Here is a 7,204-nt window from a genome sequence, read left to right as displayed (position 1 = left end):
AAATTATTATTTCCGCTTTTTTTATTACATAGAAAGAAGGGAGAAGATTACTTTTTGAATATTAGATTATTTATATAAAAACGTCCAATGGGTTTCAATCCGTAAGGACGTTTTTTATATATTACGAAAACTTTTTATAGAGTTTTTCTTTTAAACCCGAACAATGAGAAGTTCTCAATCGGGATAAGGGGGAAAGGGAAAAAGACCTTTGCTCATATCTTGTGGTCGGGAAGGAGGTGAACTCTATGGAGCAATCTTCTTCCTATGATGAAAAAACAGTCAGGCATCAATTTGATCGAAAATGTAAATTAGCATTGAAAGGCGAAGTGGTGGATTATGAAAGACATTTGGCATATCTTAGAAAACATGAAGTTTTGTTTTCAGAATTATCGGAACGGGAAATAGAGAATTTTTCTATAATCAATGAGTATGCATTGGAAAAAAGCTATTTTCGTGCAGGCGGTTATGATGTGGTGGTAAAAGATGCTCTTTTGGCAGAAGCATTGAAAGCACTGACGGAAAGAAAACGGGATGTTATTCTTTTGTCGTATTTTATGGAAATGAATGATGCTGATATAGCAAGAAAATTGAATCTTGTCAGAAGTACGGTACATGAGCATCGAACACGATCACTTGAAATACTAAAGGCTATGCTGGAGGAAAATGTAAATGAAAACAGAAGAAAAAAGTGTAAGTAATAAAAAATTGATACCGCTTTGCGTGATTGAAAGAGCATTGGAAGGTGATATCCAGGCGATAAATAAAGTATTGAAACATTATGAGGGATACATTGCAAAATTATCAATTAGAAAAATGTATGACGAATATGGAAGTATTCATTATTGTGTGGATGAAACGCTTCGCAGACGCTTGGAAACAAAACTGATAAAAACAATTCTGGGATTTAAAATGGTTCGCTAAATAATGTATAAGAGCATCCCTTTCTGCTGATAAGAATATTTAGCGTTGCTTGTACCTTGACAATTTAATATTTATCCTGCAGGACATATGAAACAGAGAAGCTATACAGCGGATACGCCAGGACTGTCTGCATTATTACTTTGCGACATCGTGACGCAAAGAGGAAATGTTGTAAACGAAGAAATATCAAAGGGATATTGAAGTAAAGGCACGAGCGATAAATATTGGACTGTGATCAGAAAGTGGGATTTTTGCTGCGAAGAGACTGTTTCTGATAATGATACTTCCGGGAAGGCTGCCCGGTCTGAAAAGATGGTGAAATACCAATGAAGCTGTTACCCGACAGCTACCTGCAGGATTATCTATAAAATAAATAAGGGAGGGAAAATGAACAGTACAAAATTATTAAGATATAGTATGCAGCTATCCATGCTAAAGCAACTTAGAACATTAAAACTTATCAATGAAAATGAATATCGCTTAATAGAGAAAAAACTAAAAAAAGATTATGGTGTAATTTCCAATATTACTGCTTGACTAGCACAGAGTTGCGTTGTAGAATAATATCAACACTACGATAGGAATACATAAGAAAGGATCGGTGAAATGGAAGTTGAAATCATTAAAGCGAATAGTTCTGGTGAAGATATTTCTAATGGAAGAAGGATTGACAGATTAAGAGTTGCCGCATATTGTCGTGTTAGTACTGATGATGAAGATCAGATTAAAAGCTATAATTCAATGGTCAGGTATTATACTGATTTGATTAAAAGTAATAAACAGTGGGTATTTGCCGGAGTCTTTGCAGATAAAGCTATCACAGGAACGAAAACAGATAAACGTGAAGAATTTCAGTTACTGATTCAGGAATGCCTTTCAGGAAATATTGATATGGTAATTGCAAAGAGTATTCCACGATTTGCAAGAAATACTTTAGACACATTAAAATATGTAAGAATGCTAAGAGAAAGGAATATAGCAGTATATTTTGAGGTTGAAAAAATTAATACCTTAAAGGATGGCGAATTTTTACTGACTATTTTAAGTTCTGTTGCACAGCAAGAGGTGGAAAATACATCTGCATATGTAAAAAAAGGCTTAAAGATGAAAATGAAACGAGGAGAACTCGTTGGATTTCAGGGATGCTTAGGTTATGATTATGATGTGGTGACTAAATCGCTTTCTGTTAATGAAGAAGGTGCGGAAACGGTTCGATACATATTTGATAGATATGTTGCAGGAGCTGGAAGTACGATGATTGCAAGGGAATTAAACGAACAGGGAATACCAACCATTAGGGGAAATCCATGGACCTCTTCCAGTGTGATGGGAATTATTAATAATGAAAAATATAAAGGAGATATTTTATTAGGAAAGACTTTTACAGTAGATCCAATATCAAAGAGAAGGTTGGAAAATCTTGGTGAAGAAGATAGGTTTTATATAAAGAACCATCATGAAGCAATTATATCAGAGGAAACTTTTGCAAGAGCCCAGGAAATACGAGAACGTCGTAATGGAGGACGTAAAAAGGGAGTTGTTCCTGGGAAAAGAGAAAAATTCAGTAGACAGTATGCATTTAGCTGTATGTTGGAGTGTGGATTTTGTGGTGCGAATTTATCAAGGCGAAGGTGGCATAGCAGCTCAAAATATACAAAAACTATTTGGCAATGCGTGGAATCAACGAAGCATGGTAAAAGGTTTTGCCCAGACAGTAAAGGAATTCCAGAGCAGGTTATAGAGGATGCTTTTATTGAATCTTACCGCATGTTATGTATGGATCATAAAGACGTGTTGGAGGAATTTATTAAGAGAGTTGAGAAAACTTTATTGGAAGATTCGATAGAAGATAAAATTGAAAAGCTTAATAGAAGCGTTTATAATATTCAATATAAGAGAAAAAAGTTGCTGGAAAATTATTTAGAAGGTGTTGTAGCTAAAGACATTTATGAGGAAACAGATATGGGATATGAAAAGAAATTGTCTGAAGCAAAATCACAGCTGAGTATGTTGGAACAGCAATATGACAATGAGGGAAGCTTACAAAGAAGACTTGCAGATTTTAAGAAGGCATTGTCAAAAAATCAAGTTTTAGAAGAATTTGACAGAGGAATATTTGAAAGTACCATCGAAAAAGTTATTGTCGGTGGTTACGATGAAAATGGAGAGAAAGATCCCTATAAAATTATTTTCATATATAAAACAGGATTCAAAAATGAAATTGGAAACGCAAAAGAACGATTTGGGAAGAAATCAAAAGCAGTAGAAACAGCGAAAGAAATGTGTTCCCATATCGCAGACGAGGTAAAGAATGTGTGTTCCTATGCTAGTGACAACACATGTGGAAAGTATCGTGTTGCTTTCCAAATTTAAATCAAATAAGTTGAAGCATATCAATGTGGAATTAGAGATGGATGAGCTTGATTTGATGGCGGCGGAGAGTAAAGCGACCTATGAGGAAGTCAAGGATTATGTTTCTAAAGCAAAGCGGATTGAAAGTTAGCAACTTGTATATCGCACAGGTGAAGCAGAAATGCGGCATTATTGAGAGGGCAAATTATAACCTGTCAAAATTGGAAAACTCTAGACAGCCGAAGTGTCCGCCAGGGAAAGAAGCGGCTATAAGGGAGGCACTGGAACATTTTCGGATGATATGACGATATCGTAGAAATAGGAGAATCCTTTTTCTTTGACTTGGTTCTTTAAGTCCCTTTGTTAGTTTTGGTTAGTGGGACATAATTTTACATTTGAAGAAACGTGAATACGTATCGGAAGATAGATAGAGAGTTCAAACAGATACGAAGGAGTTTTGTTCATAAATGATAGAAAAAAATAAGATTTTAGAATCATGGATAATGGTGGAACATTTATCGGAGGGAGACATCGGTTTGAATGATAAGGCTATTCTCACTCTGAATGATTTGCAGGAACAGGATTTCTATTCTCTGTTTCTGCATAAAATTGAGAAAAAGAAATGGAATCGACGGCAAAAAGGAGGAGTCGTTGTCTATTTTGATATTTTTAAATTTCAGGAAGTTGTGGACATACTTCATGCAGAGTATGGTTTGGAAGCGACGGATGAGGATATTCGTTTCGGAGACAAGTTCAGTTTTGCGCTGTATTTCGATAAGAATCTTAATTTTCTGGAGGATATGACATTCTTTACAGAAAGTGCTTACATACGGAAATTCAAAAAAGTTCCCTATGAGAAAGAGTTTCGGGAATTTGAGAAAGATTTTAAAAATCAGCTTGCTCAGGATTTTGATGAGACAGCAGGGGATTCGGCGAAGTTTAATGCTGCGATGCAAAAGGAACTCCTGCGACATGAGGTTAATATAATAAATTGCCGGATGAAGATTTTGGGAAATATCGAGACTGAAGCGACGAATCTGCATTCTTTTTTCATCGATGATCTGGAAAAAGCAAAAAAAATCGAAACGGTTAATTTGAATGCTTATTTGTATGGAAATAAAAAGGAACGCATGAACCTTGACAGCAAAAAAGATTCAGTGAATTTTCATCCGCATCTGTTTGAACAAATTCTGCAGCCGAAGAATTATCCCCTGGGAAGGTTTCCAAGCAATACGACATATGCGCTTTCTCTGATGCAGCAAGTTGCGGTAAACTTATCCATCGGCTTTGACAACAATCAGATGAGAAGTGTCAACGGTCCGCCTGGAACCGGAAAAACGACGCTTTTGAAGGACATATTTGCGCAGTTAGTGGTACAGCAGGCGTATAGTATTGCGAAACTTTCGGACCATTTTATCAAAGGAACAGAGAAAACAATTTATTTTAATCATGCATCGATTGGAGAGATCCCGGAACATATTATCGAAAATAATATCGTGGTTGCAAGTTCGAATAATGGTGCGGTTCAAAATATTGTGAACGAACTTCCGTTGAGTAAGGAGATTGACAATTTTCTAATCAATGAACTGAAAGAAGCGGACTATTTTTGTGAGATATCGAATGCGAAGGTGTCGGTAGAGTGGCTGGAAGATGAGAACGGGAAGAAAAGAGAGGAACTGGTAAAAGAATCTGTTCCGGGAGAAGAAAAGTTTTGGGGAGTATTTTCACTTGAAGGTGGAAAAGCGAATAATATGAGCAATATCCTCACGAACATGAAGCATATCCACAAATATTTGGAAGAAGATTATCTGCCGAATCAAGGTATATATAAACAATTTCTGAGTCATTATGAGGAAGTAAAAGCGATTCGAACAAAAAGGCAGGAATTTGCAGATAGCGTTCGGATGTATCAGGAATATACTCAAAAGATGGAACAGGTTCGTGGCAGCTATCAAGAAAAATTAGAGAAGAAAGAGCATGAATTGTGCGTAGAACTTAAGAAGCTTGCAGAAAATAAACAGGAATGCGGGCAGCAGTTGGAACAGTTACATCTCAGTTTGAAAGAGGTACAAAACAGGGCAGAAGCTGTCCGAAAAAATATGGACAGTATGAACCAGTGCCTTCAAGTACACAAGGAGCAACGTCCTTGCTTCTTTGCGGGAAAGAAAAAGAAAGAGGAATATAGGAGCAGATTAAATGAGATTACGGATCAGTTAGTAAAATTAAATGATGAAGATATAGAATGCAGGGAACAGGAGAAAAAAATTAATGAAAATATTCATTTGCGGCAAACAAGGCTGAGTAAAAGTAATGAAAAACAGGAGAAGCTTAAGCAGGAGTTTAACAGTTGGAAGACGGTGGAAACAGGTAAAATTTCAAATTTGGAGAAAAGAGTCCGCGAATATGAAAATATAAAAAACGACAGTAAGACAGAACCGCTGAATATGAATCAGGAGTATGAAGATTTACAGATATCAAACCCGTGGTTTGACGAAGCGTATCGTGTCGCACAGTCAAAATTGTTTGTTATGGCATTACGTATTCGAAAACAATTTCTTTATGAGAACAGAAAAAATGTAAAGGCGGCCATTATCGTCTGGGATCAGCAGGAGAAGTATTTGGATCGAAAGCATGTGATTGAGGCGGCATGGAACTGGATTAATATGACAATTCCGGTGATTAGTTCTACGTTTGCCAGTTTTTCGCGTATGTGCAAAAATCTTGGAGCTGAGACACTGGGGCATCTTTTTATCGATGAAGCAGGACAGGCGCTGCCACAGGCGGCTGTCGGTGCAATCTATCGCAGCAGGCATGTAATGGTGGTCGGTGATCCGTTGCAGATTAAACCGGTTCTTACGTTGGATTCTAATACCCTATATATGTTGGGGGAGCATTTTGGAGTGACAGAAAAATATTTATCTGCATCTGCATCCGCACAGATTTTAGCAGATGCGGCAAGTCAATACGGGTTTTATCGAAAACAGGACAAGGCGGAGGATTCATGGGTTGGAATTCCGCTATGGGTGCATAGAAGATGTCGGTATCCGATGTTTACAATTTCGAACATGATTTCCTATGACGGATTTATGGTGCAGGGAATGGAAAAGTACGGAAAAACAGACTGGTTTGATGTTGGTGGAACGGCGAACAATAAATATGTCGAGGAACAGGGAGAATTCCTTTTGCATAAGCTCAAGGAGATGATAGATAAAAATCCGAAAATCTTAGATAAAAAAGAAAAAGATGTGGTTTATGTAATTACACCGTTTTCCAATGTGGCATATCAGCTTTCTCAGAAATTACGGAAAATTCACTTTACCCGATATGATGAACAGGGAAAACCGACAAATGTCGGAACTGTCCATACGTTTCAGGGGAAAGAGGCTCCAATCGTATTTTTTGTACTCGGTGCCGACAGGCAGAGCAGCGGGGCGGCACGCTGGGCAGTAACCGAAGCGAACATAATGAATGTTGCGGCGACGAGGGCCAAAGAGGAGTTTTATATTATTAGTGATAGGAAATTGTATCTTGGGCTTGGATGTGATGTTGCAACAGATACAGATCGGATTATCAGAGAATATAAAAATCAGTATCTTGTGGATGATCATGCACACAAGAATGAGTTGCGCATGCAGGATGACGAGACACGGACACTCATTATTGATGCGGATTTTAGACGCATTACAGGAACGGTTAAATATGTTGGAAAGGGAACAGAAAGTTTTTATGCCTATGTAGTTGGTGCTGATGGAAAAGAATATTCCATTACCGAAAGTATTTATTCTAAGACAGAGAGTGCAATAGAAGTGATTCAAAAGGGTAAAAAAATATCTTTTATTCCAAGAGAAGGGAATAAGAAACTATTTGCTACAGAGGTGAAGATAGATGTTTAATTAAGAGAGAGGTTATCGGGAATTTAATGGAACGGTAA

6 protein-coding genes are annotated in these 7,204 nt (G+C 37.2%); all 6 read left to right on the top strand.

Translation table 11 applies throughout. The features are described 5' to 3' along the window. Window positions 1–245: 245 nt before the first annotated feature. The 6 genes from DXB52_RS09300 (at window position 246) to DXB52_RS09275 (ending at window position 7,166) form a co-directional block, all read left to right on the top strand. Window positions 246–698 carry a sigma factor-like helix-turn-helix DNA-binding protein gene (locus DXB52_RS09300; RefSeq protein ID WP_117944160.1) on the top strand — a complete coding sequence of 151 codons (453 nt, stop codon included), beginning with the start codon at window positions 246–248 and terminating at the stop codon, window positions 696–698. Next, window positions 670–921 carry a helix-turn-helix domain-containing protein gene (locus DXB52_RS09295; RefSeq protein WP_117944159.1) on the top strand — a complete coding sequence of 84 codons (252 nt, stop codon included), beginning with the start codon at window positions 670–672 and terminating at the stop codon, window positions 919–921. The genes DXB52_RS09300 and DXB52_RS09295 overlap by 29 nt, the downstream gene beginning before the upstream one ends. Before the next feature lie 387 nt (window positions 922–1,308). After that, window positions 1,309–1,458 (top strand): SHOCT domain-containing protein, encoded by a 150-nt coding sequence (locus DXB52_RS09290; RefSeq protein ID WP_117944158.1) that lies wholly within the window; start codon window positions 1,309–1,311, stop codon window positions 1,456–1,458. Window positions 1,459–1,527: 69 nt separating this feature from the next. Beyond that, window positions 1,528–3,294 (top strand): recombinase family protein, encoded by a 1,767-nt coding sequence (locus DXB52_RS09285; protein ID WP_118107070.1) that lies wholly within the window; start codon window positions 1,528–1,530, stop codon window positions 3,292–3,294. A 10-nt stretch (window positions 3,295–3,304) separates the two neighbouring features. After that, window positions 3,305–3,424: an RNA methyltransferase gene (locus DXB52_RS17085; RefSeq protein WP_472520064.1), complete on the top strand. Its 120-nt coding sequence runs from the start codon at window positions 3,305–3,307 to the stop codon at window positions 3,422–3,424. Window positions 3,425–3,740: 316 nt separating this feature from the next. Beyond that, window positions 3,741–7,166, top strand: coding sequence for an AAA domain-containing protein (locus tag DXB52_RS09275; protein ID WP_118107068.1), 3,426 nt, complete (start codon window positions 3,741–3,743; stop codon window positions 7,164–7,166). The last annotated feature ends 38 nt before the right edge of the window (window positions 7,167–7,204 follow it).

It is taken from the genome of Ruminococcus sp. OM04-4AA, from assembly GCF_003462585.1.
Classification (GTDB): Bacteria; Bacillota; Clostridia; order Lachnospirales; family Lachnospiraceae; genus Mediterraneibacter; species Mediterraneibacter faecis.
Note: the sequence above shows the minus strand (reverse complement) of the source record. Positions and strands in the feature narration are given on the sequence as shown.

Bases quoted from the DNA above. Each gene is read 5' to 3' on its own strand.
- DXB52_RS09300 (WP_117944160.1), top strand. From the start codon at position 246: ATGGAGCAATCTTCTTCCTATGATGAAAAAACAGTCAGGCATCAATTT.
- DXB52_RS09295 (WP_117944159.1), top strand. From the start codon at position 670: ATGAAAACAGAAGAAAAAAGTGTAAGTAATAAAAAATTGATACCGCTT.
- DXB52_RS09290 (WP_117944158.1), top strand. From the start codon at position 1,309: ATGAACAGTACAAAATTATTAAGATATAGTATGCAGCTATCCATGCTA.
- DXB52_RS09285 (WP_118107070.1), top strand. From the start codon at position 1,528: ATGGAAGTTGAAATCATTAAAGCGAATAGTTCTGGTGAAGATATTTCT.
- DXB52_RS09275 (WP_118107068.1), top strand. From the start codon at position 3,741: ATGATAGAAAAAAATAAGATTTTAGAATCATGGATAATGGTGGAACAT.